Genomic DNA, 24,727 nt, shown 5'->3' with positions numbered 1-24,727 from the left:
GTCCTACTCGGACGGTTCCACGATCATTCGCGAGCGCATCTCCAGGTGGAGCGCGCTGCAGAAGTACGTGCAGTAGATCCAGTACACGCCGGGCTCGTCAGCCGTGAACGTCACCTGGCGCGTGTCCTGCGGCGCGAGCGCGAGGTTCACGTCGTGTTCGGGAATCGCGAGCCCGTGCACGATGTCCTGAGTCCCCTCGATGTTGGTCGCCGTCAGGGTGACCTCGTCGCCCTCCTGGACGGTGAAGTCACGCAGGCCGTACTCGCTGCGCTTGACCGAGGCGTACACCTCGACGGTGGAGTCGTCGATGCGCTCGACCCGGGAGTTCTCCTGTGTGACGAACTCCTCGTCGTAGTCGTCGGGGTTCCACGTCGTCGCGGGCTCGATCTTGTCCTTGTGGGCGAAGATCGCGTCGTGGGGCTCCGGGTAGACGGGGTGGTCCGCGACCAGCTCCATCCCGCCGGTTTCGTTGTCCTCGTCGTTGCCGATGTAGATCAGCTGGTCGTTGTCGGGGTAGATCGGCCCGACCGGCAGGAAGCGGTCCTTCGAGAGCTTGTTGAGCGCGACCAGCCAGTCGCCGGTCGGCTCGGTCGACATCGCCTGCACCGCCTGAATGTGGCCGGGGTTGTAGTGGACGTCGATCTTGCCGAGGATCGGCTCCTCGGAGCCTTTCTCGGCGTTGACGGCCTCCTCGATGTCCCACTTCACGACCTGCGAGTCGATGAACAGCGAGGTGTACGCGTGGCCCCGACCGTCGTAGGTGGTGTGCAGCGGCCCCAGCCCCACCTTCGGCTGGCCGACGATCGTGTCCGCGGGGTCGTCGGCGGTCCCGAGCTTCTCGATGTCGATGATCGACACCGTCGGCGAGAGCTTCCCGGCGACCATCCCGTAGTTGCCGTCGGGCGTCACCTCGACGCAGTGGGGTGACTTCGGCGTCGGGATGTAGCGCACGATCGGGTCGTCGCCCTCGTTGTGCGGGCTCTCCTTCGTCCCGTCGACGACGGGGACGCCGTTGACCTCCTCGTACTCGCCGGCGTCGACGAGCTCCTGGATCGCGGGCACGTCGAACGCCTTCACGTCGTCCCGGTCGTCCCGGGTCATCTCCTCGATCTCGACCCCCTCCTCGTCGTTGTAGGAGGAAGCGAGCACCCAGCGGCCGTCCTTGTCGGAGTCGACGATGTCGAGCTGGCCGTCGACCTCGACCTGCCAGAGCACGTCCATGCTCTCGGGGTCGATCGCGGAGAACACCGAGACGTACTCCTCGGGGTTGTTCACGTCGCGGCCGTCGTTGGGGATCGGCGTCCGGAACTCGCTGTTCGCGAACACGTAGTCGGTGTCCGGGCTCTGGATACAGCAGCCGTGGACCGACTGGACGTTCGGGATGTCGACGATCGCGTCGGTCTCGAAGTAGGTGAGGTTCACCCGGGCGACCCGGCCGTTGGCCTTGTCGTTGACGAAGATGTACTCCCCGTCGTACTTCCCGTCGGTCTCCGAGAGGTTCGGGTGGTGGGAGTCACCCCACGTGTAGTCGCCGGCCTCCTCCAGCATCTGGTCGGTCCCGTCGTCGAAGCCGTACCCCTTGGCCGGCTCGCGGTTGAACACCGGGATCCGGGTGAGCTGGCGCATCGACGGGAGGCCGTACACGCGGATGTCGCCGGCGTGGCCCCCCGACCAGAAGCCGTAGTACTCGTCGTGCTCGCCCGGCGGTACCTTGTGGTCGGGCACCTCGCCGCCGCTGTTCTGGGTCTCGGTGTTCGAGCCGTTCCCCAGCGCGTTCGTCCCCGCACAGCCGGCGAGCCCGCCGACCGCGCCGACGGCCGCGCCCGCCTTCATCACGTCGCGGCGGGTGACGCCGTCGCCAAGCGAGGGCAGCGTCGGCTCCGGGTCGGGGGCGTCGGGCCCCTCGACCTCCGCGAGCAGCTCGTCGAGCTGCCGTTCGTGCTCCTCGAACAGCTCCTCCTGGCTCTTGCGTTCCTCCTCGCCCTGTTCCTCGGTCGGAGTGTCGATCTCGTCGGTGCTCATGTTAGACCACCCGCACGTAGCCGACCATCCCGTTCATCTCGTGGGGGATGCAGTAGTACTCGTACTCCCCCGTCGTCTCGAACGTGTGTTCGTACGTGCCGCCCTCGGTGATGTTGCCCTCGTCCGGGTACGCCTCCACGGCGGCGTCCTGACTGTCGAAGCCGCCGGAGGCGAAGTACTCGGCGCCGTCGGGGATGTTGTCCTCGTAAGCGGTCACCGAGTGACCGATCGAGCCGACGTTCTCCCAGGTGACCGTCGTCCCGGCCTCGACCTCGATCCGCTTCGGGGCGAACGCCAGCTGATCGTTCATGTCCACGGTGCTCGTCTGCTCCCAGGACTCGCCGCTGCCGCCCGAGTCAGTGGAGGTCGGCGTGTCGGTCGGGGAGTCGGTGCTGCTGCCGCCGGAACAGCCGGCGAGCCCCAGCCCGATTCCCGTCGACGCCAGTGCGACCACGTACCGTCGTCGCGTCATGTCTTCAGTCATGGTTCGACAGGTCGGCGTTGGGGACCAAACCATTAGAACGGCCAAGCGAATTCCCACGGTATCAGAACTCACGAACCCGTTCGGCGAGGGGTTTATACGTGTATCCGGGGCGAACGAGGAGGCTTTTCAGTTAGAGGATCGAGAAGTGAAAACAACCTCGTGGCCCCGGACGATCACGGGCGGACGGGTCTCGCGCGCGGTCCGGGTCTACCCTTCGATGACCGGCTGGGGCTCCGCCTCCAGTCCGGCGGCGAACTCCTTCATCACGCGCTCCTCCGCGCGGTGGAGCGTCTCGCTGACCGTCGACTTCGCCAGCCCGACCGCGTCGGCGAGTTCGGTCAGGGAGCACTCCCGGGGCGTGTCGTAGTACCCCCGATCGATCGCCTCGCGGACGATCGCCCGCTGGCGGTCGGTCAGCAGCGCCTCGGAGCCGCCGACCTCCTGCTGAAGGTAGTTGACGGTGTAGGAGACCCCGAGCGCCGTGAGCTGGTCGCCCAGATCGGAGATGGCGTCCTGCGAGGCGGTCAGGGTCCACGTCGCCTCGCCGTCGCTGATCTCGAACGGCATCTCCAGCGGAAGGCCGGAGTCCCGGGCGGCCAGCAGCAGCAGCGGGAGCCGCGTCCGGAACTGGATCAGACACTCCCGGCTCCCGCGCTGGAGCACCTCCACGTCGTCGACGGAGTCGTGGGCGGACACGTCGGCGACGACGGACTCGGGGTCGCGGGCGGTAACCTCGGCCAGCCCGACGCCGCCGTCGGACTCGGTCATCGCCGCCAGGATCCGGATCGTCGCGTCGCCGTGGGCACGGGTGATCTCCCCGGGCCAGGTCCGTTCGGGAATCGTGAGCGTGAGCTTGGCTTCGGGCATGGCTCTACTACTGGCTCGGAGCCGGATAACCCAGTCGATACTCCCGAACATGTTCGGAGAATCCGCCGTGGACGGCGATCGGCGCCGTCGCCCCCGAACTGGTTCGGCACAACTGCCACGCCCACGGCCGGGGAGTTGGAGATATGCCCGACAAGACGCTCGACGCTCGGGAGATCGACGGGGAGCCGTTCGGCCGGATCGTCGACGAGCTGGAGGCGCTCGGGGAGGCCGAGCAGCTGGAACTGGTCAACAGCTTCGAGCCCGAGCCGCTGTACAGTGTGCTCGACCGGCGCGGCTTCGATCACGAGACCGAACAGGTCGCCGAGGACGAGTGGCGCGTCGTGATCGAGCACGCCTAGCGCTGCCAGATAACGGTGATCGCGCCGTCGCCGTCCTCGACGGTCTCGTAGCTGTACCCGCGCTCCTCGAGCCGCGGGTAGAGATGCTGGGGCCGGCGGTCGTTCGTCTGGACGAGAACGGTGTCGTCGTCGAGTTCTTCGAGCCGTTCCAGCGTGTTCCGGAGCGGCTTCGGCGGCGGCAGGTCGCTGGCGTCGAGGTGGTCCCGTGGTCGGTCGAGCGGTGCGTCGTCGAACCGATCGGCGAGATCCGGCGGCTGGTCCGTGGCCATACGTGTCCCTCGGGATGCTGTCGGCGGGAGGGTTGTGCCGAACCAGTTCGGGAACGGGCTCGTGAGCCGTTCCGGGGCTGCCGACCCGGCTTCGAGATACGCCTCGTGGCAGTCCGGGCAGATGTCGCCCGGCCGACCGTCGAGCGCCGGTCCGGAGGCGGTGAGTCCACACTCGGGACACCGGAGTTCTCCGTCGGAGATGCCGGTGTCCGCGGCGTCGAAGTCACTTAGTTCCCGCGGCGGGTCCCGCGTCGTCGATCCCACCGACACACTCATGAATCGATACACCCGATCGTGAGATATGACCACACACGGTGACGACGATGTCCAGTGAGGCGGACGAGCCGGTGAAGACGATCTGCCCGTACTGCGGCGTCGGCTGCGGGATCCGCGTCCGCGAGGGCGAACAGCGCGGGGAGATGAACTTCATGCCGTGGGGCGACGCGCCGGTCAACGAGGGCAGCGTCTGCATCAAGGGCGGCGCGGCGACGCAGGTCGTCGACCACGAGGATCGACTGACTGAACCGCTGATCAAGGAAGAGGGAGAGTTCCGAGAAGCGACGTGGGACGAAGCGCTGAGCCGAGTCGTCGACGAGATGGCATCGATCCGCGAGCAGCACGGTCCCGACGGGATGGGGTTTTTCGGCTCCTCGAAGACGTTCAACGAGGAGAACTACCTGCTCCAGAAGCTGGCACGGCGCTACGGCACGAACCAGATCGACAACTGCACCCGGATGTGTCACGCCTCGACGGTCTGGGCGCTGCGGACGAGCCTCGGGATGGGCGCGATGACCAACAGCATGGCCGATCTGGAGGAGTCGGCGGACGTGCTGTGGATTCAGGGTGCGAACCCCGGCGAGCAGCACCCTATCGCCAACAGCCAGTACTTCCGGCAGGCGGTGCTGGAGGGCGCGACGGTGATTCAAGTCGACCCCCACGCCAACAAGACCACCGAATCGTTCGACATCGAGGGGACCGAGCGCCACATGCATCTCCAGCTGGAGCCGGGGACGGACATCCCGCTGCTCAACGTCGTGCTGAAGACGATCCTCGAACGCCACGAGGCCGAGCCCGAGGCGGGCTGGATCGACGAAGAGTTCGTCGAGGAGCGCACCAAAGGGTTCGAGGATCTGCGGGAGACGCTCGAAGACTTCGACAAACAGGCCGCCGCCGAGGAGTGTGGCGTCCCGCTCGAAGAGATCGAACGCGCCGCCGAGAAGTACGCGATGGGGACCGACGCCGCCATCTTCACCGGGATGGGGATGTCCCAGCACACCTGCGGCGTCGACAACGTCCAGAACGAGATCAACCTCGCGCTGATCACCGGCAACCTCGGCAAACCCGGCGCGGGCGTGAACCCCCTTCGCGGGCAGAACAACGTTCAGGGCACCTGCGACGTGGGTGCGATGCCGAACGTGCTCCCGGGGTATCAGTTGGTCGACGACGACGAAGCGAGAGCGAGCGTCGAGGACGTGTGGGGGTTCGAGATCCCGGCCGAGCCCGGGCTGACGAACGTCGAGATCTCCCACGCCATCGGCGACACGGTCCACGGGCTGTACGTGATGGGTGAGAACCCCATCATGAGTGAGCCGGACGGGAACGCGACCGAGCGGCGGTTCCGCGAGGATCTCGGCTTCCTCGTGGTGCAGGACATCTTCATGACCGAGACGGCCGAGCTCGCGGACGTGGTGCTACCGGCGACGACGTGGGCTGAACGCGACGGCACGGTCACCAACACCGACCGCCGGGTTCAGCGAATGCGCGGGGTCCACAAAGTCCACGAGAACACGCGCCACGACCTCGACATCGTCGCTGAGGTGGGGACCCGGCTGTTCGGGGAGGGAGAGGAACGGAGTTCCTCGGAGAGCCGGGCGGAGCCCGGCGGTGGGTTCGACTTCGACGGACCCGAAGAAGTGTTCGAGGAGCTCCGGGAGGTGTGCCCGATCATGCACGGCATGAGCTACGACGCGCTCGGGGAGGCGGGGCTGCACTGGCCCTGCTACGAGCCGGGCGACGAGGGCGACCCGTACCTCTACGAGGACGAGTTCGAGACCGAGGACGGCCTCGGCCGGATCGAGGGCGTCGTCCACCAGGAGCCCAAGGAGACGCCGGACGAGGAGTACCCCCTCGTGCTCACGACAGCGCGGCTGGAGGAGCAGTACAACACGGGGACGATGAGCCGCCGCTCGCCGACGCTCGCCCGCCAGCAGCCGGAGAACTTCGTCGACGTCCACCCCAACGACGCCGAACGCTACGGCATCGAGGACGGTGACGAGGTGCGGCTGCGCTCCCGCCGGGGCGCGATCACGGTCCGGGCGGACGTGACGGAGGCCATCAAGGAGGGCGTCGTCTGGACGACCCCGCACTTCGCAGCCGCCTCGGCGAACCGACTGACGAACGACGTGCTCGACGAGCGGTCGAAGATTCCGGAGTACAAGGCGGCCGCCGCGGAGATCGAGGTGGAGGTCGAGTCGGTGGGTGGGGTGTCGGCGGACGACTGAGTTCGGAGGCGGTAGTGGTCTTCTTCAAGATGCGTTCCGGAATCGGCGACAGCCTACTACCGAGATTTTCTGCATTATTGCGCTCAAAGGGTGATCAACCGATAGAAAATCGGCGTCAACTCTGCCTAAACTTCCCCACGAGAGATCCCTCGAAGTAGTTACTTTGGTCGTTGTTGACCCCGCTCGCAATACGTATTGGTCCCTCTTATCGGGCTTTGCCGCCGCTTCGCAGTGACTTGCATTGCCTCGACAGGCCTTTATTCGATTATTTGTACTTACGGGCGAGAGCTTGGACGTCGAAGAAAGGTATACTAGGTATTGGTGGATATCGCTCGGACGAAAAAGCTGGCCACGACTACGACGTTCGTTACGTCTCGATAGTCGTGTCCAAGAGGATCGAGTCAGACGGTGTGTGAATCACACGGATGCGGTCCCCGTCAGACACGGTAATGCCGTCGGCTTGAGCCGTTTCGCCAACGGAGAACTCATCCTCCGCTGCATAGCCCGTGCCTGCATTGTCCAGAGTCGTACTTGAGCCACCATTGACCGTGATCGTGAGGTCTCCAGCAACGATGGCGTCGCCACCGTTGTGCGAGATCTCCAGGTCTGTGTTACCAGCACCGTCGGTGAACGTCCCCGCCTCAAGCTGGGCCTGCGGCGCCTGCTGCAGGCTGTCACCAAGCCCGAGGACGAATGTCCCGATCACGGCTGCAAGGATGACGGTTATTGCAACCATCAGGATAACCCCTATGACGGGACTGACGGCGCGATCATCCTCGGAATAGCTTTTTTGTTTCATGATTGCAAAATATTGATCGGTTGGTTCTTTACTGGACGTCGACCTCGGTGTCGAGAAGGATCGACTGTGAGGGATCGTGGACGATAGTCACGGAGTAGGTGCCAGTACTGGTGACGCTGCCTGTTACTGAATTACCCACACCGAATTCCGAACTGAATCCCCAAGAGACCGACTCGGAACTGCCACTGGGGTCTTCAACGTTCACCGTAATATCGGAGACTGTGAGAGCATCCCCACCATTGTGGGAAAGGGTGATTTCACCCGTCCCGCCTTCCGCGTCCAGTTGCGCCTGCGGCGCCTGATTGAGACTGTCGCCCAGCCCCAGCACGAACGTCCCGATCACGGCCGCCAGAATGACCGTGATCGCGACCATTAGGATCACACCGATGACAGGACTGACACCGCTTTCGTCGTCGAGTAACGCTTTGAGTTTCGATTTCATGGTTTGCCTACAACCCGGCGGTAGCGACACATTACCACACGGCGCCGTGTCCCCACCAGGTTGGGTCTACCCGTCAAAATCAGGCGGATGGGTATAAGGACAATGGCCCAATTATCACGTCCGAAAAAGTATGTTTGTATGACACTATGTCGATGAGTAACGGAAGGGAGCCGGTGCTGGCTCCCGACCGGGTTGTAGGAAGCCCCGATGTGGGGCGGGTGGAACGCCGCGCCGGAGTGACAAAACACCGTCGGCGTATCTATCGGGATTGAGACTCGGGATGCCCGCAGGAATCCGTTCGATCGTCTCTGATCGCGCCGGCGGACGTGAGCGACTGCGGTGCGAGGTCGGTTCTCTCCACCTCGTCGGCGGCGCGTATGGCGACTACTCGGCGTCGACGCCCCCAGTTCGGCTTTCGGCTCGGTCGTCCGACGGCGTGCCTCGGTGTGAGTTGTTGACAGGAAGTTCGGGCGGTGTCTCTTTCAGTCCTGAAACTGAACACCGCCCTATGTCCGAAGAGACGCCGAAGGATCAGTTGAAGAAGGCCGGGTCCACCGCCTGGCGTGGGACCGTCCTCGCCGCAGTGACGCTGATCGTGCTCGTGATGTTTCTCGGTATGGGGTTCCTGGTCTACCGCGGGAACATGACTGAGGGCCCGCTGATTCTGTTCGCGGGCGTGATTCTGGGGTACATTCTCCGCGCCGCTCGGGACCTGATGTAGAGTAGCCGGTCTGTCGTTGTCGACGGCGCGCTACCACGATCTGGACACCCGCGCGGCTGTGCGTCAAGGACAGTACAGCCGCTCGCGACCGTTGCTGGCGGCGGAGAAATGGGGACGGAGGGATTGTGAACCACGAGAACTCGCTGGCGCTCGTTCTCTGGGTTCGAATCCTCCGACCGAAAATCTCGCAGTCGCTCACGGTGTTCGCGACAACGAAGAATGGGGACGGAGGGATTTGAACCCCCGGTCGACTGATATCTCCGGTGCGCCTCGGTCCTCCAGAGGGTCGTCGTCGCCGAGCGATGATCAGTCGCCGACTCGGTATATCAGTCTGGAGTTCGTCACCGGGCGCGTGGCCTCTGGAGTCAGTCGCCATCCCGGGCTTGGCCACGTCCCCTTGCACTCCTCGCTACATCCGTTCGGTGTAAAGGGATTTCGATCCGATTCAGTCCCGGTCGATCTCGGCCCAGTCACACTCCTGGCACTTGTACGCGGTGACGAACTCCGTCACGCTGGGCATGTAGCCGACGCTGATCACGTCGCCGCCACAGTCCGGGCAGTCCCGGTCGGCGTCCTCGATCGGTTCGGCCTCCAGCACGTCGTCGCCCTCGACCTGTTCGGCCAGCGATTCGGGCGTCACCATCCGGCCCTGCACGACACGGTTGCTCATGTCCCACCTCTCGGCCCCCGGGGCCGTAAGCCCTGTCGGTCCGCCGCGGCGGGAAGCCGGGCGACAACCACCCTCACGGGACCGACAGGTCCACAGGGTTTTTGCGCTGCACGCCGTCCGACCAGTCATGGGATTTGGATCGTACGACGAGTCCGAGCAGGAGAACCAGAACCAGGACACCAACGATCAGGCCGAGGGCGTCGACATCGACGGCGGCGAGGAGGGCGACCTCTCCTTCGAGTCCACCGAGTCGACCGACGAGCTGGTCGGCAAGCTCGACGAGATGCGCGACGACGACGAAGACGACGAGTAACGCCCGTGACCGCCGCGTCACGAGCCCCCTTTCGTTCTTGACCGACGACCGAACAGCCGTGGCTTAGAGCCGCTCAAGTAGCTCCGCGAACTCATCGACGTCGTCCATCTCCTTTCGTAACACGCCCAGCGCGCGCCGGAGCGAGCCGTGTTCCGCGAGGTACGTCACCCCCACGGCCGACTTGAGCGCGTTGGCGGTGCCGCCGGTCACGACCGTCGGCCCGAGCTGTGCGACGGCGTCGTCGCCGACCGAGATCAGCCAGCCCGGGCTCTCCCAGCGCCACTGCTGGAGGTCGACGAAGCCGCCGTCGGCGGTCGCCGCGGCGACGACGTTCCGCGCGGCCGTCTCGGCGGCCCGCACCGCCGCGGAGGCGCTGGCGGGAACCGGCTCGCCGTCGGCGTCGACGATCCGCACCGCGTCGCCCAGCGCGAACGTGTGGTCGTCGAGGCGGAGATCCGCCCGCACCTGCGGGCGATCGCCGCCCATGGCTTCGTTCCCCCGGATCCCGCCGGTCCAGACGAACTGGTCGTAGTCGATCGTCTCCGCCTCGGTCGTGATCGTCGCGTCGTCGGCGGCGGTCACGGTAGTCCCCGTCCGCACGTCGACGCCCTGCTCGTCGAGGAGGTCGCGAGTCGCCCGCTGAAACTGCTCGGGGAAGCCGGGCGCGACGGTGGGCTCCTGTTCGAGCAGGACGATCTCGACGCTGTCGCCCACCTCGCGCTCGCGGGCCATCGCCGCCAGTTCGCCCGCGACCTGTACGCCCGAGAGGCCGGCGCCCCCGACGACGACGGTTCCGGTCCGCTCGGCATCGGCCGCCGGGTCGTCGTGGCCGAACTGGTCGACCACCGTCTCGAACTCCCGGCGGACCGTCGCGGCGTGGTCCAGCCGTTTCAGCGGCGTCGCGTGCTCCTCGACGCCCGGAATACCGTAGAACGCCGTCTCGGCACCCAGCGCGACCACGCAGTAGTCGTAGTCGATCGCGTCGCCGTCGGCCAGCGAGACGGTCCGGGCCTCGCGGTCCACGTCGGTCACCGCCGCCTCCCGCAGCGTCGCTCGGTCGAGGATCTCCGCCAGCGGAACCGAGATGTCGTCGACGTAGTCGGGTTCCCGGACCGCCCGGTGGAGTTCGTGCTGGACGAGGTGGCTCCCCGTGTCGTCGACCAGCGTGAGCGTCGCCGACGCCGGGAGCCGCCGCTCCAGCTTCCGTGTCACCGTGAGGCCGGCGTAGCCGCCGCCGAGCACCAGAACGTCCATGGTCGGTGTTGGGTCTCCGCCGACAAAACGGTGTTCACGCCGGAGTTCCGGCTCGCTCGCGTCGCGCTACGAGACGCCCTCGCTCGCCGTGAACGCCTCGTGTGCGCCCTCGTCGATCACGCTCCGGAGCTGTTCGGCCACGTCGTACACGTCCGCGTAGCCGACGTACAGCGGCGCCGGACAGATCCGGATCACGTTCGGCGGACGGTAGTCGACGACTACCCCGCGCTCCCGCAGCGCCTGACTCACGCGGTCGGCGTCGGGGTGTTCGACGGCCACGTGGCCCCCGCGTCGCTTCCCATCCGCGGGCGTGCCGACCGAGTACTCGTAGCCCGCCGCCGAGAGATCCGCGACCAGCGTCGCGAGCAGGTCGGTGAGTTCGAGCGACTTCGCCCGCACGCGGTCGATCCCGGCCTCGTCGAGCAGGTCGAGCGAGCCCTCAAGCGGCGCCGCCGACAGCATCGGCACGGTGCCGATCTGCCACGCGCCCGCCGACTGCTCCGGTGTGTAGGTGAGTTCGAGGTCGAACTGCGAGGCCTTCTCGTTCCCCCACCACCCCGGCAGCGCGGGCGTCAGCCCGTGGTAGCGCTCGTTCACGTACAGCCCCGCGATCGATCCGGGACCGGCGTTGAGGTACTTGTACGAACACCAGACCGCGAAGTCCACGTCGGCCGCCGAGAACTCGTGGGGCACCGCGCCCACGGAGTGGGCCGCGTCGAACCCCGCGAGCGCGCCGTTGTCGTGGGCGAGTTCGGTCAGCGCGGCCACGTCGAACAGCTGGCCCGAGCGGTAGAGCACGGTCGGCATGAACAGGATCCCCACGTCGTCGTCCATCGCCGCCGCGACGTCCTCGTACTCGATCGTCCGGCCGTCGCGGCTCTCGACCAGCCGGAGGTGCTCGTCGGGGTCCAGCCCGCGCTGGCGGAACTGCGCCCGGATCGCGTAGTGGTCGGTCGGGAAGTCGAGTTCGTTCGCGACGACGACGTTGCCCGAGGCGTCGACCGCCGTGTCGTCGATCGCGTCGGGCGCCTCGACCTCCCGCGCCGGCACGTCGGCGACGTGATCGAGGAACGTCCCGATCAGGCTGTGGATGTTGACCGTCGTCGAGTTCGCGATCACGACCTCCTCGGGGTCGGCGCCGACGTACGGTGCGAGTCGTTCGCCGAGGTGCTCGGCGTACTCCCACCACGGCTGCTCGCCCTCGGTCCACCCCTCGATGCCGCGCTCGCGCCACTCGTCGACCACGCGGTCCAGCGTCCGTTCGGCGTCGTCGCTGATCGGGCCCAGCGAGTTCCCGTCCATGTAGAGCTCGCTCGGCACGTCGAAGCGGTCGCGGAACGACGCCAGCGGATCCTCGGCGTCGCGCGCGGCGGCGTCCTCGCGGGCGATCGAGAAGGGACTGCTCATGCCGGAACCTCCGTCGCGCCCGACAAAGGCGTTACCACACCGGCCGCCGACACGCTCCCTGCTTCACCCCTCGCCGGCCAACTCGGCGTAGGCGTCCCACGACGGATCCCGCGGCGGCTCGGTCCACTCCTCGCCGCGGAACTGCACGCCCGACCCCTCAGTCACCGTCCCGACCTCGGCGACCGGCGTTCCGCGATCCGCGATCGCTCGTCGGACCGCGTCGGCCTCCGCGGCCGGCACGGCGATCGCGAGCGTTCCCGAACTGGTCGACTTCCACGGGTCGATCCCCAGCGCCGCACAGACCGCCTCGACGCCCGGCCGCATCGGCGCCGCCTCGTGGTCGATCTCGAACCGGACGCCGGCGCTGCCGGCCATCTCACAGAACGCGCCGAGCAGGCCGCCCTCGGTCGCGTCGTGCATCGCGGACACTTTGCCCGCCTCGGCGGCGGTAACGGCGTCCCGGACCAGCCGGGCCTCGTCCAGCCCCGCGGCGGCGTCGGCGACCGTCTCCGGGTCCAGCCCTCGCTCGCCCAGTTCCTCGGGGTACAGCGACGCGAACAGGCCCGCAGTCTCGACGGCCGGCCCGCGGGTCACGAGCAGGCGGTCGCCCGGGCGCGCGCCGTCCGGGCGCACGACCGCCTCGGGGTCGCAGACGCCCATCGCCGTCGCCGCGCCGACCCACGGGAACGCGGCGCCGGGGTAGCGCGCGGTGTGGCCCGTGAGCACGCTGATCCCCAGCTCACGACACTCCTCGTGGATCGCCCCCCAGAGCGCGTCGAACTGCTCGTCGGTGATGGACTCGGGCAGCGAGAACGAGATCGCGAGGTGGCTCGGCGTGACGCCGGCGACGGCCACGTCCGAGAGCGCGATGTGGAGCCCGAACCGGCCCGCGCGTTCGAACCCCAGCCCCGGGAGCACCGAGATCGGGTCGGTCGCGACCGCCAGCCCGTTCCCGTCGAGGTCGAGCAGCCCGAAGTCGACGCCCGCGGTCGGGGCCAGCGCCACGTCGTCGCGCTCGGCACCGAGCCGAGGGGCGATCCGCTCGGCGAAGAACGTCCGGTCGATCTTGCCGCGGTCGGTCATACCCTCGGCTGGGGACGGCGGCGACGTATGCCTGCCGACCGACGGCGACCGGGCGTCAGCCCTCGGCCTTCTCTGCACGCAGCGGGCGCTCGCTGACCAGCCGACAGTCGAACCGTGGATGCTCGGCGACGTGGCGCACGATCAGGTGCCGTCGCGAGCCCGTGACCCCGGCGTCGCCGACCGCCTCGGCACCGAACTCGTCGGGCAGCGAGTCGAACAGCGCCCGCAGCGCCGCGAACGAGTCGAACACCTGCTCGTTCCCGGGTGTGTCGGCGCCGCGCCGGGCGACGGCGTAGCTCCCGTCGCGTCGGTACTGGCCGACCGTTCGGAACAGCTCCAGCCGGCGCTCCAGCGCGTCGCCGACGGACTCCCGCAGCCCGAGCGCGGCCTCGCGGGGCAGCCGGTACGTCTCGCCGTCGACGGTCAGCCGGATCGCGCCGTCTTCACGCTCGACCGCGACGGCGGTCTCGTCGTCCGAGAAGAACCCGATCAGGAGCGTGCTGACTCCGCATGGTCGAACGCAGGACCGCGGCCGCGAAGAACGTGTCGCCGCTCAGTGACGTGTTGTCACGCCACGGGCCCGCCGACCGCGAGGAGGCCGTCGTCGGTCGGCGTCGGCGTGGGTGTCGGGGTCGGGCTCGGCGTTGGTGTCTCCCCATCGGTCGGCGTGTCGCTTGGCGTCGCCGTCCCCTCGTCGTCGGGCGGCGTCGCCGTTTCGGTCCCGTCGGGCGTCGGCGTTCCGTCGGTCTCGCTGCCGTCGCCCGAGCCGCCGTCCGCGTTGCCGAAGATATCTGTCTCGATGGTGCGCTGGATGGAGTCGAGCCGGATCTCCACGGTGTCGCCGCCGAACGAGGAGAGGTCGATCCGCGCGTAGAACGTCACCTCCAGCTGTGTGGTCTGATCGTTCTGGAGGTGGCTCACCCACCACTCGTCGAGGTTCTCGTTCTGCAGTGCCGTGGTCGCGCGGACGGTCTCGAGCTCCCCGGGGGCGATACTGACCGCGCCCTCGGTCGCGCCCTCGCCCATGGTGACGTTGTTCATCTCGATCTCGTAGCCGATCTCCGAGATCGTGACCGGCGTCGGGTTGGGGTTGTACAGCTCGAACGCGGTGTCGATCTCGGTCGTCTCGTTGCTCACCGCGCCCCACTCACCGCTGGTGCTGTTGAGCCAGAGCACGGGCTCGGGGGCGAACGGGCGGTCCACCTCGATCGGGCGCTCCTCGTCGCTGTTGAAGCCGCCGATGACGTTCGTGTTCACCGACCGCTCGATCTGTGGCTCGAACGACTGGCCGAGCAGGTCCGAGTGGATCGACGCGTCGACGGTCAGCGTGGTGTTCTCGCCGTTCTCGACGTGGCTGACCCACCACGGCGGGATGCGGTCGTTGTTCATCAGCGTCGTGAGCGGGATCGACGTGTTGCCGCTGGCGTTCACCCCCAGCCCCTCGCGCCCCCCGGTGGCCATCCGCACGTCGTTCATCTCGACGGCGTAGTCGATCGTGAGCCCGCCCAGCCGCACCCCGAACGGGTTGGGGTTGTTGACGACGATCTCGGACTCGATCGTCGTGGTCGACTCGTTCACCGGGCCGAACCCGTTGTCGACGCCGACGACCGAGGGCGCGCCGATGATCCCCACGGCCCACGCCCCGCCGACCGAGAGTGTCAGTACCCCGAACACTGCGGCCGCGATCTTCAGCGTCGACGCTGCCGCGAGCTTCCCACCCAACATAGACGGCCATGGACGGCCCTTCCCTTTAGAGTCGTCGGGGACGGGCCGGAAGCGTGTCGCTCATGCTGTCCCAGAGCGAACTATCAGTATGGACGAACGCGTACGGACCGCGGCCGGACTGGGCGGCGCGTCGATACTCGTCGTCGGGGGGACGCTCGCGACCGGCTACCTCCCGAGCACGCCCCGCTCACAACTGCTCGCGGGCGGACTGATCGTCGCCGGCTTCGCGCTCGGCTTTCTCACCCTCGGGGAGTTCGAACTGCCGGACTAGGCGACGCGAGAGGCTCGGAACGCGTTGCCGGCGATCAGCCCGCAGCACAGCACCGCCGCCCCCATCGTGAGCAGGGGGTTGAGCAGCCCGCCGACCGCCAGCGGGATCGCGACGGCGTTGTACAGCAGCGCGAGCCGATCGTTCCAGCGCCGCCGCCGGTAGCTCTCGGCCGAGTGGTCGAACGCCGCGGCGACGCCCGAGAGCTCGTCCTCGACGACCGCGAGATCCGAGGCCTCGGTCGCGAGCGCGGTCCCGCTCCCCAGCGAGATCCCCAGATCCGCCGCGGCCAGCGCCGGCGCGTCGTTCGTGCCGTCGCCGACCATCGCGACCGGCCCGTCGGCACGCAGTCGTCTGACAGCCGCCGACTTCCCGGCCGGCGGCACCCCGGCGAACACGTGGGTGACGTGCGGACTGGCGGCGAACTCGGCGGCGGCGGACTCGTCGTCGCCCGTGAGCACGACCACGTCGAGCCCCCGGTCGGCGAGCCGTTCGAGCGTCGACGCCCAGTCGGGCCGGGGCTCGTCGCCGACGATCACGATCCCCGACGCCGCGCCGTCCTCGCCGACGAGCACCGGGAGCGTCCCGGACGCCCGCGCCTCGGCCGCGCGGTCCGCGATCGAGTCGGGCACCGACCAACCGCGCTCCGCGAACAGGTCGGGGCTCCCAACGAGCATCTGCCGCCCGTCGACCGCTCCCTCGACGCCCGTGGGGTGGCTGGTGAACGACTCGACCGTTGCGTCGCCGCCGAACGCGTCGACGATCGCCGCGGCCGCGGGGTGGGCTGCCCGTCGTTCGAGTTCGGCGGCCGCCGCGAGCAGGTCGTCGGGCGCGTCAGATTCGAGCACCTCCATCCGGCCGGTGGTGAGCGTCCCGGTCTTGTCGAACACGACCGTCTCGACGCCGCGGAGCCGCTCGAACGTCGTCTCGTCGAACACTGCGACGTCGTCGTCGAGCGCGCGGGCGACGCTCGACCCGGCCGACAGCGGCGTCGAGAACCCCAGCGCCCACGGCGAGGCGGCGATGAACGTCGTGAGCACGCCCACGATTCCGACGGCGACCCGGCCGCCGCTCAGGACGAACGAGCCGACACCGACGAGCAGCGCGACCGCCAGCAGCGCCGGCGTGACACGCTCGGCGATCCGGTTCGCGCGGCGCTGGCCGCCGTGGGCCGCGCTCTGGAACCCCCAGACCGACGCCGCGAGGCGGTCGACGCTGCTCGCCACGCCGTCGCCGACGGTCATCGTCGCCGCGCCCGTGGTGACGACCGAGCCGCCGATCAGCTCGTCGCCCGCCCGCTTCCGGACGGGCGTCGACTCGCCGGTGACGACCGCCTCGTCGACCGTGCACTCGCCCGCGGCGAGCGTGCCGTCCACGGGCACGCGGTCGCCCTCCGGGACGAGCACGCGGTCGCCCGGTTCGAGCGCCTCGACCGGCACGCTCTCGGTGCCGTCGTCGGTCTCGCGGGTGGCGTCCGCGACGCGAGAGACCGTCAGATCGGTCAGCGCGCTCGCGGCGTTGCGCTTCGTGAGCGACTCGTAGAACGTCGCGCCGGTGACGCCGGCGACCGCCACCACCGCGAGGTCGTAGTAGGCGCCGAACGTCCCCGCGAAGTAGCCCGCCAGCCCGAACAGGTACGCCGCGATCGCGGTCAGCGTGACGAGCAGCCCCGTGTTGGGCGTCCGGAGCACGATCGCGATGTAGGCGTCCCGCAGCACGGGCGCCCCGGTGACGACGATGACGACGAACGTCAACACGAGGAACACGGGGACGACCGTGGTGATGCTCGCGCCGCCGCCCAGCGGGTCGGCGAAGCCCAGCAGCGCCGCGAGGTGGGACGGGTAGAACACGACGGCGTAGGGGAGCAGCAGGAACGAGGCGAACACCACCCCGGCGGCGTAGCGGTAGCCCAGCGCGCCGTCGACGACGCCGCCGTCAGTGTCGACCGCGCTTCCTGGCTCGCGGTCGTCTCGGGGCGTGGCGTCGTAGCCGAGGCCGGAGAGCGCCTCGGTCAGTTCTTCGATCGGGGGTTCGCCGTCGCAGTCGACGCGGACCGACTCGGTGACGTAGCTCGCGTCGGCGGCGACGACGCCCTCGACGCCGCGTGCGACGGCTTCGAGGTACGCCTCGCAGGTCGCGGAGTGCATCCCCTCGACCGAGAAGAACGCCGACGTGGTCTCGCCCCCGGCGTCGGCCGTCTCGGGTGCGGCGTCGGCAGGGGGCTCCGGGAGGGTCTCGGCGACCGATCGACAGCCCGTCGAACAGAACGCCCCCTCGCGGTGCTCGGGGACGGGGCTGTCACAGAGGTCGCACGCGGACGGATCGGACACGGCCGAGGGTACGTCCCCGCGGCGTAAGCCCTGTCGGTTCGCGCCCGACTAGCTCCGGTAGCGCTGCTCGATCACGGGGCCGGGATCCTCGTACTCCTCGCGGTGGCGGAGACACCGGCTCTCGCGCTCGTCGCCCACGTCGTTGGCGGCGGGGTGTTCCTCAGTGCAGACGCTGCCGAACGCCTCGTCCAGCCGCGTCGCGGCGCCGTCCTCGTCGCCGGCGCGGGCCATCTCGGCAGCCTCGTACACGACCGCCGCGGCGTCGTCGGCCATGTTCAGCGAGACGCCGTCGTCGGTCCGCTCGGCGTCGAACAGTTCGATCAGGAGCTCGTCGACCGTCGACACGTCCTGAATCCCCAGTCGCTCCTTGACCACGTCGACGATGCTCTTCTCGGCGTTCGCGCGGGCCCGGAGCACCGAGTGGAGCTGATCGAGCGCCTCCCAGTGCTCGCCGGTGACGCTGTACTCGTCGGGGCGGATCTTCGCCGGGCAGCGCGTCGAGAACCGACAGCCGCTCGGCGGGTCGCGCGGGCTCGGCGGCGTCCCGCGCAGCGTGATTCGCTCGCCGGTCTCGACCAGCGACCCGGGAATCGCCGACAGCAGCGACTCGGTGTAAGGGTGGGCGGGGTCGGTGAACACCTGCTCGGTCGGTCCGAGCTCCATCACCTCGCCCAGATACATCACCGCCACGCGGTCGGCGATGTGGCGCACCACCGAGAGGTCGTGGGCGATGAACAGGAAGGTGAGCCCGAGCTCCTCCTGCAGGTCCTCGAGGAGGTTGATGATCCGGGCCTGCACGGAGACGTCGAGCGCCGACACCGGCTCGTCGAGCACGAGGAACCGCGGTTCGAGCGCGAGCGCGCGGGCGATCCCGACGCGCTGGCTCTGCCCGCCCGAGAACTGGTGGGGGTAGCGGTAGAAGTGCTCCTCCTGCAGCCCCACCTGTTCGAGCAGGTGGCGCACGCGGTCCTCGCGCATCTCCGAGGCGTGTTTGGTCACCTCGACGCGCACCTCGACCTCGTCGGCCTCGACCTCCACATCGTCGGTCGACAGCGGCGCGTCCTCGCGGACGGTGACGCTGTCGTCGATGCCGACGGTGATGTCGGGGCGCTCGCCGTCCTCGGCGCGGTGGACGAGCTTGCCCGACACCTCGCGGTCGTCGCTGACCGACACCGCGAGATCCGGCCAGTCGTGGGCGTCCAGCGGCTCGCGGATGATCTCGCCGACGGTCATCCGTTCGTTCAGGCTGGCCTCCGGATCCTGGAACACCATCTGGGCTTGACTCTGCCACTCCCGGAGCTCCCGCCCCGAGATGCTGGTCACGTCGGTGTCGCCGGCGACGACCTCCCCCTCGGTCGCCTTCTCGAGGTTGAGGATCGTCCGCCCCAGCGTGGTCTTCCCGCAGCCGGACTCGCCGACGAGCCCGAGCGTCTCGCCCTCGCGGATGTCGAAGCTGACGCCGTCGACCGCCTTGACGGGCTCGCCGCCGAGCAGGCCGCCGTCGTCGTAGTACTTCTTGAGGTCGCGGACCTCGAGGAACGGCTCGGCGCTCACGCGCGCTCACCCCCGTCGTCCGCGAACTTCTCCTCGGGCGGCGACTCCTCGAAGCGCTCGTCGTAGAGGAGACACGCCGCCTCGTGGTCGACGCTGCCGTCGCCCACGTCGATCCGTTCCGGGTGGACCTGCTCGCAGTCCTCGAACGCGTGGGGACACCGTGGCGCGAACCGACAGCTCGTGGGCTCGCTCGTCGAGGTCGGCACCTCGCCCTCGATCGTCGGCAGCCGTTCGTCGCCGGCGGTCCGGCCGGGGATGCTCGCGAGCAGCCCCCGAGTGTAGGGGTGGCGCGGGTTGTCGAACAGCTCGTCGACCGGCGCGCTCTCGACGAACTCGCCGGCGTACATCACGTTCACGCGGTCGGTGGTCTCCTCGATCACGCCCATGTCGTGGGTGATAAAGAGGACGCCCAGGTTCTCCTCGCGCTGGAGCTCGTCCAGCAGTTCGAGGATCTGGGCCTGAATCGTCACGTCGAGTGCGGTCGTCGGCTCGTCACAGACCAGCAGGTCCGGATCACAGGCCAGCGCGATCGCGATCACCGCGCGCTGGCGCATCCCGCCGGAGAACTGGTGGGGGTACTCCGACACGCGCCGGGCGGCGTCGGGGATTCCCACGTCCTCCAGCAGTTCGATCGCGGCCTCGGTGGCCTCCTGTCCGCGGAGCCCCTGGTGGATGCGCAGGGCCTCCTTGATCTGGTTCCCGACGGTGTAGACGGGGTTGAGCGAGTTCATCGGGTCCTGGAACACGATCGCGATATCGCCGCGGTGTTCGTCCCAGTTGCCGCCGACGAGCTCGTCGCCGCGGAACTCGATCGACCCCTCCTCGATCACGCCGGGCTCCTCGACCAGCCCGAGCACCGAGCGGGCGGTGACGGACTTGCCCGAGCCGGACTCGCCGACCAGCCCGACGGTCTCGCCGCGCTGGACGTCGAAGCTGACGCCGTCGACCGCGCGGATCGTCTCCTTGTCGGTGTGGAACACGGTGCGGAGGTTCTCGACGGAGAGCAGCGTGTCGCTCACGCGCCACCCCCTGCCCCGGCGGTCTCGCCGCCGGCGCTGTCGGACTGCGGGTCGATCGCGTCGCGGATGCCGTCACCCAGCGCGTTGAACCCGGTCACGACCAGCGTGATCAGGATACCGGGGATCAGCGAGATGTGCCACGAGCCGGTCCGGACGTAGTCCTGCCCGAGGTTGACCGCGCGACCCCACTCGGGGGTCGGCGGCTGGACGCCCAGCCCGAGGTAGGACAGCCCCGCGATGGAGATGATCGCCCCGCCGAGCGTCATCGAGCCGTAGATCAGCAGGTAGCCAGTCACGTAGGGAAGCATGTGTTTTCGCATGATCGTGATCGGTGTCTGCCCGAAGCTCCGGGCGGCGTCGATCCACTCGCGCTCGGAGATCTGCAGCGCCGGACCGCGGATCGACCGCCACATGTACGTCCAGCCGGTGAACGCGAAGATCAGCGCGAGCAGGAACCCCCCGCTGTACAGGTCGCTGACCCACGTCTCCCTGAGGACGGTCGTCAGCATGATCAGCAGGAGGAGCTGGGGCATCGCCATCACGGCGTCCGAGACGAGCACCATGCTCAGGTCCACGCGACCCTTGTAGTACGCCGAGGTGAGCGCGAGCGAAGCGGCGATCGACGCGCTCAGCGCGACCGAGAGCACGCCGATCACCAAGGAGATGCGCGACCCGACTACCAGGAATGTGAACAGGTCGCTGCCGTCCTGCATCGTCCCGAACGGGTGGAACCGCCCGTAGTCGTCGTACGTCCACGGGCCGATGTTCCGGTCGTTCCCCTGCGAGAGGGAGTTGAGGTTCGCCTGTCCGACGACGACCGTCTCGACCGAGTCGGTGTCGCTGTCCCAGTAGCTGATCTCGTGACCGTAGGTGTTGCGCATGTTCTGGTCGACGGTCGTCGGCCCGAGCGCGGGCGCGAACACCGCCATCGTCACGAACATGAACACGATCACGAGCCCGAAGATCCCCCACTTGTGGCCGCGGAAGCGGTTGATCATGTCGTCGCGGGGAGTCCAGTCGGCGGCGCGGTACTCCTGTCGGTAGATCCGCAGCCCCCAGACGACCCAGCCGAACGCCGCGAACGCGTAGAGGTAGATGAGGGCCGCACGCAGCGCCCACGCCATCGCGGGCGCGAGCCCGAGGAACGTCCCCTCGTAGCCGCTGCCGTCGTAGTAGCCTTGGTTGGGGATCGTCTCGCGGGAGAGCAGCGTCGGGATCGAATGGACCGCGCTCTCGAGGCTGGTCAGGAACCCCACCGTGTCGACGCCCGGCAGGGCGAGTATCGCGTCGATCCCCAGCCCGACGACGAAGTTCGCGAGCGCTCCGACCTGTAGCACGAGCAGGAGGACGCCGGCCGCGGCCCACACCGCCGTCCGGCCGTCGGTGAGCGTGTCGGTGACGCGGGAGGTTCGCACCGCCATCTCACTCACCCTCCAGCCCGACGCGCGGGTCGATCAGCGTGTACAGCACGTCCTGAATGAGGTTGATTCCGACGATCATGAGGATGAACACGTACATCAGTGTCCCGACGAGCGGGAGGTCGCCCTGAATGGCCGCCTGGAAGAACAGGTAGCCGATCCCGTTGATCCCGAACACGGACTCGACGAGCACGCTGCCGCCGATCAGCAGGAACGCCTCGCTGGTGATGATCGGGACCAGCGGCACCAGCGCGTTCCGGAGGATGTGTTTGTACACGAGCGCGCGGTCGGAGACGCCTTTGACTTTCGCCAGCTCGACGTAGTCCTGATTCTTCACTTCCAGCACGGCCGTCCGGCCGATACGCATCTCGTTGCCCATCGACGCCGAGCCGAGGACGATCGCGGCGGGCGCCACCTTCTTGATCGCCTGCAGCGTCGCGTTCGGGTTCGTGAAGAAAGCCAGCGGGTTCCCCGAGAGATAGCTGAGATCCGGGTTGCCGGAGATCCCGGAGGTGAGGTTCGGACCGAGCGTCTCCCAGTTGATGCCGAAGATCGCTTGGGAGCTGCCGAGCACCGCGAGCAGCATGATGCCGAGCCAGAAGTTCGGCATCGCGCGCCAGACGATCCCGCCCATCGAGGCGACGTAGTCGGCGACGGTGTTCGATCGCATCCCCGCGTAGAACCCCAGCGGGACGCCGACGAAGATCGCGATCAGCACCGACCAGAACCCCAGCCAGAGCGTCCGCGGGAGGAAGTCCATGATCAGCGCGTTGACGTTCGATCCCTGGTACAGCAGCCACGTCCGGCCGAGATCGAACACCAGCAGGCTCGAGAGCCAGTCCAGATAGTGTTGTAGCGGCGGCTGGTTCAGGCCCAACTGGGTCTGTGCGGCCTGGTACGCGGCCGGGTTGCGGACCTGCCCCTCGCTCAGCAGGCGTGCGGCGGGGTCGATCGGCCCCATGAAGATGATGAACCACGTCATCGACGTCCCGAGCCACACGACAGGGATCGCCATGAGCAGGCGTTTCGCGAGGTAGCGGGCTCTGCTCACGTCTGGCCTCCGTCGGTCGACTGTTCAGTACGCGCGTTCCGGAGGTCGAGACCGCGTGTTTCGTGCATTCGTGTGCGTTCGATCAGGGGTAAGAAGGGGGTATTGAAAAGCCGGCCGGTTAGCGCTCTACCGGCTGAGCGTCAGGTCGGTGAACGTCTGGTTCTCCATCACGCCGTACATCTCGACGTCGACGTCCTGGTGCCAGAAGCGCTGACTGGCGGGGTTGACGATCGGCAGCTCCTGCATCGAGAGCCAGTTGCCCTCCTCGATGGTCTGGAACGCCTCCGCCTCGGACTCCGGCGTGGCGTCGTCGGCGGCGTAGTTCTGCTGCCACGCCTCCATCGTGCTCTGGCGGAGCTCCTCGTCGAAGTAGCTGTCCTCGGCGCCCCATCGAGTGAACTGCGTCGACGGGCTGCCGCCCCAGAGGAAGCGCAGGAAGTTCTCCGGGCCGGGGTACTCCATCCCGTCGCCCAGCGCGAACACTTCCATGCTGCCGTTGATGGCCTGACTGATGATGGTCCCGAACTGCGCCTCGGTGATGTCCATCTCGATGTGGGCCTGTCGGAGCTTGGACTGCAGGCGGGTGAACACGCGCTGGTAGGCGCTGTTGCCGGAGATGGTGGTGGCCGTGATCTCGAACGTGTTGTCGGAGCTGTAGCCGGCGTCTTCCATCACCTGTCGGGCCGACTCGATGTCGGTCTCACCGTAGCCGTACGGGTAGCCGTCGGCGGCGCCTTCGAGGTTGGACTGGTACCCCTCCTCGGCGTGACGGTCGTACGTCTCGCTCGGGGTGACGCCGTCCTCGAACGTCGGGTACGCCGCGGGCGGCACGATGTGGTACGCCGGCGTGGCGGTCCCCTTGTAGACGTTCTCCGCGACGGAGTGCTGGTTCAGCGCGTAGGCGAACGCCTTCCGGACCGGGATCGGGACCTCGAGCGTGTTGAACACGAGGTACTCCGTCGTCAGCGCCGGGATCTGGCCGTAGTTGACCGTCTGCCCGCCGAGGTCGTACGTCCCGATCGACTTGGCGCCGTCCTCCTCCTCGATGGTGACGTTGCCCGGCGTGAACGACGCCGTCGGCATCCCCTCGAGGATGTCCGCGTTGCCGTTTTCGAAGCGGTTCAGCCGGGTGTTGCCGTCGGGGACGACCGTGTAGACGATCTCGTCGATCTGGGGTTGGGTGCCGTAGTAGCCGTCGAACGCCGACAGCGTGATGGCGTCGCCCTTGCTCCAGGAGTCGACCTCGAAGGCGCCGGCGCCGGCGAACGTGGGACCGTCGCCCGCGGTGCTGAAGAACTCGTTGTAGGAGTACTCGCCGTCGTACCCCTCGATGTCCCCCACCGAGTTCTCGGGGAGGATCGCGAACGTGCCGCCCGCGATCTGGAACGGCGTCCACGTGAACGCGCTCGCGAGGGTCATCTCGAACGTGTAGTCGTCGACGGCCTCGACCTGCAGCGAGTTCGGGACCACGTCCTCGAGAGTGGTCTCGTCCTCGGGCGGGGCGAGGCTCGCATCCTTCTCGTGGGCGATGGTCATCGTCTCGCCCACGATGTCGTCCTTGTTCCGGGAGTTCTCCGACTCCGCGAGCCGGCGGTAGGAGTAGACGACGTCCTGTGCGGTCACGTCCTCGCCGTTGTGGAACGTCGCGTCCTCACGCAGCGTGAACGTGTACGTGAGGCCGTCGTCGGACAGTTCGTAGTCCTCCGCGATCGCCGGCTCCGGGGGGTACTCCCCGTCCGGGAACATCAGCAGCTGCTGGTTGTACTGGTTGTAGCCGGCGCCGGACCCCTTCGCGTTGATCGGGTCGAGGGTCTGGATCGAACCGGTCGCCATCATCTGGAGGGTGCCGCCGGACTGCGGCGTCCCCTCCGGCTCCGTGTCGGTGTCGTCGGAGCCGCCTTCCGGTTCGTCGGTCGGCGATTCCGTCGCTGTTTGATCGGGTGCATTGCCGCCGCAGCCGGCGAGCGCCGCCGCAACGCCGGTGCCTGCCGCCGCCAAGAACGATCGCCGAGTGCTCTCCTCGGGCATCACCTCAATAGGATTACCGACCGTAAAAATAGTTTGCCCTCTGTGTGTGCGTTTGGGACTGTATTTCCCCAAATCGAGCGTTTGAGACAGTATCTCTATATATAGATATATACCCAGCCGCCGTCGCCGGACCTCCGTGGGCT

23 protein-coding genes and 1 tRNA gene are annotated in these 24,727 nt (G+C 67.9%); 5 read left to right on the top strand and 19 right to left on the bottom strand.

The genetic code is table 11. From position 1 onward, the window contains the following. Positions 1 to 3: 3 nt before the first annotated feature. From nosZ to ACQUSM_RS02305, 3 genes are all read right to left on the bottom strand, one after another. Complete coding sequence (nosZ, locus tag ACQUSM_RS02315) at positions 4 to 2,022, bottom strand: TAT-dependent nitrous-oxide reductase (protein WP_435115302.1); 2,019 nt, start codon at positions 2,020 to 2,022, stop codon at positions 4 to 6. A gap of 1 nt (position 2,023) precedes the next feature. Then, positions 2,024 to 2,506 carry a plastocyanin/azurin family copper-binding protein gene (locus tag ACQUSM_RS02310; protein ID WP_435115300.1) on the bottom strand — a complete coding sequence of 161 codons (483 nt, stop codon included), beginning with the start codon at positions 2,504 to 2,506 and terminating at the stop codon, positions 2,024 to 2,026. Positions 2,507 to 2,713: 207 nt separating this feature from the next. After that, the gene (locus ACQUSM_RS02305) at positions 2,714 to 3,373 is read right to left on the bottom strand and encodes a helix-turn-helix domain-containing protein (protein WP_435115298.1); all 660 of its coding nucleotides are present in this window, start codon (positions 3,371 to 3,373) and stop codon (positions 2,714 to 2,716) included. 143 nt (positions 3,374 to 3,516) lie between these two features. On the opposite strand from ACQUSM_RS02305, the gene ACQUSM_RS02300 reads away from it, so the two are divergent. Next, positions 3,517 to 3,732: a DUF2249 domain-containing protein gene (locus tag ACQUSM_RS02300; RefSeq protein WP_435115296.1), complete on the top strand. Its 216-nt coding sequence runs from the start codon at positions 3,517 to 3,519 to the stop codon at positions 3,730 to 3,732. Here ACQUSM_RS02300 and ACQUSM_RS02295 read toward each other — a convergent pair. Next, complete coding sequence (locus ACQUSM_RS02295; RefSeq protein WP_435115294.1) at positions 3,729 to 4,277, bottom strand: DUF2249 domain-containing protein; 549 nt, start codon at positions 4,275 to 4,277, stop codon at positions 3,729 to 3,731. The two genes, ACQUSM_RS02300 and ACQUSM_RS02295, sit on opposite strands and share 4 nt — an antisense overlap. A 47-nt stretch (positions 4,278 to 4,324) precedes the next feature. Between ACQUSM_RS02295 and fdhF the strand changes: the two genes are divergently transcribed. Further along, positions 4,325 to 6,502: a formate dehydrogenase subunit alpha gene (gene fdhF, locus ACQUSM_RS02290; RefSeq protein ID WP_435115291.1), complete on the top strand. Its 2,178-nt coding sequence runs from the start codon at positions 4,325 to 4,327 to the stop codon at positions 6,500 to 6,502. A gap of 367 nt (positions 6,503 to 6,869) precedes the next feature. Here the strand turns inward: fdhF and ACQUSM_RS02285 are convergent, their stop codons facing one another. Further along, positions 6,870 to 7,301 carry a type IV pilin gene (locus ACQUSM_RS02285; RefSeq protein WP_435115289.1) on the bottom strand — a complete coding sequence of 144 codons (432 nt, stop codon included), beginning with the start codon at positions 7,299 to 7,301 and terminating at the stop codon, positions 6,870 to 6,872. Between the two features lie 28 nt (positions 7,302 to 7,329). Continuing rightward, positions 7,330 to 7,743 (bottom strand): type IV pilin, encoded by a 414-nt coding sequence (locus ACQUSM_RS02280; RefSeq protein WP_435115287.1) that lies wholly within the window; start codon positions 7,741 to 7,743, stop codon positions 7,330 to 7,332. Positions 7,744 to 8,251: 508 nt separating this feature from the next. On the opposite strand from ACQUSM_RS02280, the gene ACQUSM_RS02275 reads away from it, so the two are divergent. After that, a complete protein-coding gene (locus ACQUSM_RS02275) occupies positions 8,252 to 8,464 on the top strand; it encodes a hypothetical protein (protein WP_435115285.1) in 213 nt (70 codons plus the stop codon). A 220-nt stretch (positions 8,465 to 8,684) separates the two neighbouring features. On the opposite strand, the gene ACQUSM_RS02270 is transcribed toward ACQUSM_RS02275, so the two are convergent. After that, positions 8,685 to 8,861 (bottom strand) — tRNA-Trp (locus ACQUSM_RS02270). A gap of 48 nt (positions 8,862 to 8,909) precedes the next feature. Further along, positions 8,910 to 9,134, bottom strand: coding sequence for a DUF5795 family protein (locus ACQUSM_RS02265; RefSeq protein ID WP_435115283.1), 225 nt, complete (start codon positions 9,132 to 9,134; stop codon positions 8,910 to 8,912). A gap of 127 nt (positions 9,135 to 9,261) precedes the next feature. On the opposite strand from ACQUSM_RS02265, the gene ACQUSM_RS02260 reads away from it, so the two are divergent. Then, the gene (locus ACQUSM_RS02260) at positions 9,262 to 9,447 is read left to right on the top strand and encodes a DUF5786 family protein (RefSeq protein WP_053948309.1); all 186 of its coding nucleotides are present in this window, start codon (positions 9,262 to 9,264) and stop codon (positions 9,445 to 9,447) included. Between the two features lie 63 nt (positions 9,448 to 9,510). Here the strand turns inward: ACQUSM_RS02260 and ACQUSM_RS02255 are convergent, their stop codons facing one another. The 5 genes from ACQUSM_RS02255 to ACQUSM_RS02235 form a co-directional block, all read right to left on the bottom strand. Next, positions 9,511 to 10,701, bottom strand: coding sequence for an NAD(P)/FAD-dependent oxidoreductase (locus tag ACQUSM_RS02255; protein ID WP_435115280.1), 1,191 nt, complete (start codon positions 10,699 to 10,701; stop codon positions 9,511 to 9,513). Between the two features lie 66 nt (positions 10,702 to 10,767). Beyond that, on the bottom strand, positions 10,768 to 12,108 hold the full coding sequence (kynU, locus tag ACQUSM_RS02250) for a kynureninase (protein WP_435115278.1): 1,341 nt from the start codon (positions 12,106 to 12,108) through the stop codon (positions 10,768 to 10,770). Between the two features lie 63 nt (positions 12,109 to 12,171). Next, on the bottom strand, positions 12,172 to 13,191 hold the full coding sequence (locus ACQUSM_RS02245) for an AIR synthase family protein (RefSeq protein ID WP_435115276.1): 1,020 nt from the start codon (positions 13,189 to 13,191) through the stop codon (positions 12,172 to 12,174). A 55-nt stretch (positions 13,192 to 13,246) separates the two neighbouring features. Next, positions 13,247 to 13,591 carry a DUF7528 family protein gene (locus tag ACQUSM_RS02240; protein ID WP_435118262.1) on the bottom strand — a complete coding sequence of 115 codons (345 nt, stop codon included), beginning with the start codon at positions 13,589 to 13,591 and terminating at the stop codon, positions 13,247 to 13,249. Positions 13,592 to 13,758: 167 nt separating this feature from the next. After that, positions 13,759 to 14,916, bottom strand: a complete 1,158-nt coding sequence (locus ACQUSM_RS02235) for an LEA type 2 family protein (protein WP_435115274.1) — start codon at positions 14,914 to 14,916, stop codon at positions 13,759 to 13,761. Positions 14,917 to 15,004: 88 nt separating this feature from the next. On the opposite strand from ACQUSM_RS02235, the gene ACQUSM_RS02230 reads away from it, so the two are divergent. Further along, positions 15,005 to 15,187: a hypothetical protein gene (locus tag ACQUSM_RS02230; protein ID WP_435115272.1), complete on the top strand. Its 183-nt coding sequence runs from the start codon at positions 15,005 to 15,007 to the stop codon at positions 15,185 to 15,187. Here ACQUSM_RS02230 and ACQUSM_RS02225 read toward each other — a convergent pair. The 6 genes from ACQUSM_RS02225 to ACQUSM_RS02200 form a co-directional block, all read right to left on the bottom strand. Further along, on the bottom strand, positions 15,184 to 17,514 hold the full coding sequence (locus ACQUSM_RS02225; RefSeq protein WP_435115270.1) for a heavy metal translocating P-type ATPase: 2,331 nt from the start codon (positions 17,512 to 17,514) through the stop codon (positions 15,184 to 15,186). The two genes, ACQUSM_RS02230 and ACQUSM_RS02225, sit on opposite strands and share 4 nt — an antisense overlap. Positions 17,515 to 17,562: 48 nt before the next feature. Then, the gene (locus ACQUSM_RS02220; protein WP_435115267.1) at positions 17,563 to 19,068 is read right to left on the bottom strand and encodes an ABC transporter ATP-binding protein; all 1,506 of its coding nucleotides are present in this window, start codon (positions 19,066 to 19,068) and stop codon (positions 17,563 to 17,565) included. Next, on the bottom strand, positions 19,065 to 20,087 hold the full coding sequence (locus ACQUSM_RS02215) for an ABC transporter ATP-binding protein (protein ID WP_435115265.1): 1,023 nt from the start codon (positions 20,085 to 20,087) through the stop codon (positions 19,065 to 19,067). Before ACQUSM_RS02215 ends, ACQUSM_RS02220 begins: the two co-directional genes overlap by 4 nt. Next, positions 20,084 to 21,508, bottom strand: a complete 1,425-nt coding sequence (locus ACQUSM_RS02210) for an ABC transporter permease (RefSeq protein WP_435115263.1) — start codon at positions 21,506 to 21,508, stop codon at positions 20,084 to 20,086. The genes ACQUSM_RS02215 and ACQUSM_RS02210 overlap by 4 nt, the downstream gene beginning before the upstream one ends. Position 21,509: 1 nt before the next feature. After that, the gene (locus tag ACQUSM_RS02205; RefSeq protein ID WP_435115261.1) at positions 21,510 to 22,556 is read right to left on the bottom strand and encodes an ABC transporter permease; all 1,047 of its coding nucleotides are present in this window, start codon (positions 22,554 to 22,556) and stop codon (positions 21,510 to 21,512) included. A 126-nt stretch (positions 22,557 to 22,682) separates the two neighbouring features. Beyond that, positions 22,683 to 24,584, bottom strand: a complete 1,902-nt coding sequence (locus tag ACQUSM_RS02200) for an ABC transporter substrate-binding protein (RefSeq protein WP_435115259.1) — start codon at positions 24,582 to 24,584, stop codon at positions 22,683 to 22,685. Positions 24,585 to 24,727: the final 143 nt, after the last annotated feature.

This window comes from Halolamina sp. C58, from assembly GCF_051195095.1.
Classification (GTDB): domain Archaea; phylum Halobacteriota; class Halobacteria; order Halobacteriales; family Haloferacaceae; genus Halolamina.
The sequence above is the reverse complement of the archived record's forward strand: the minus strand, read 5'-3'. Positions and strand labels throughout refer to the sequence as shown.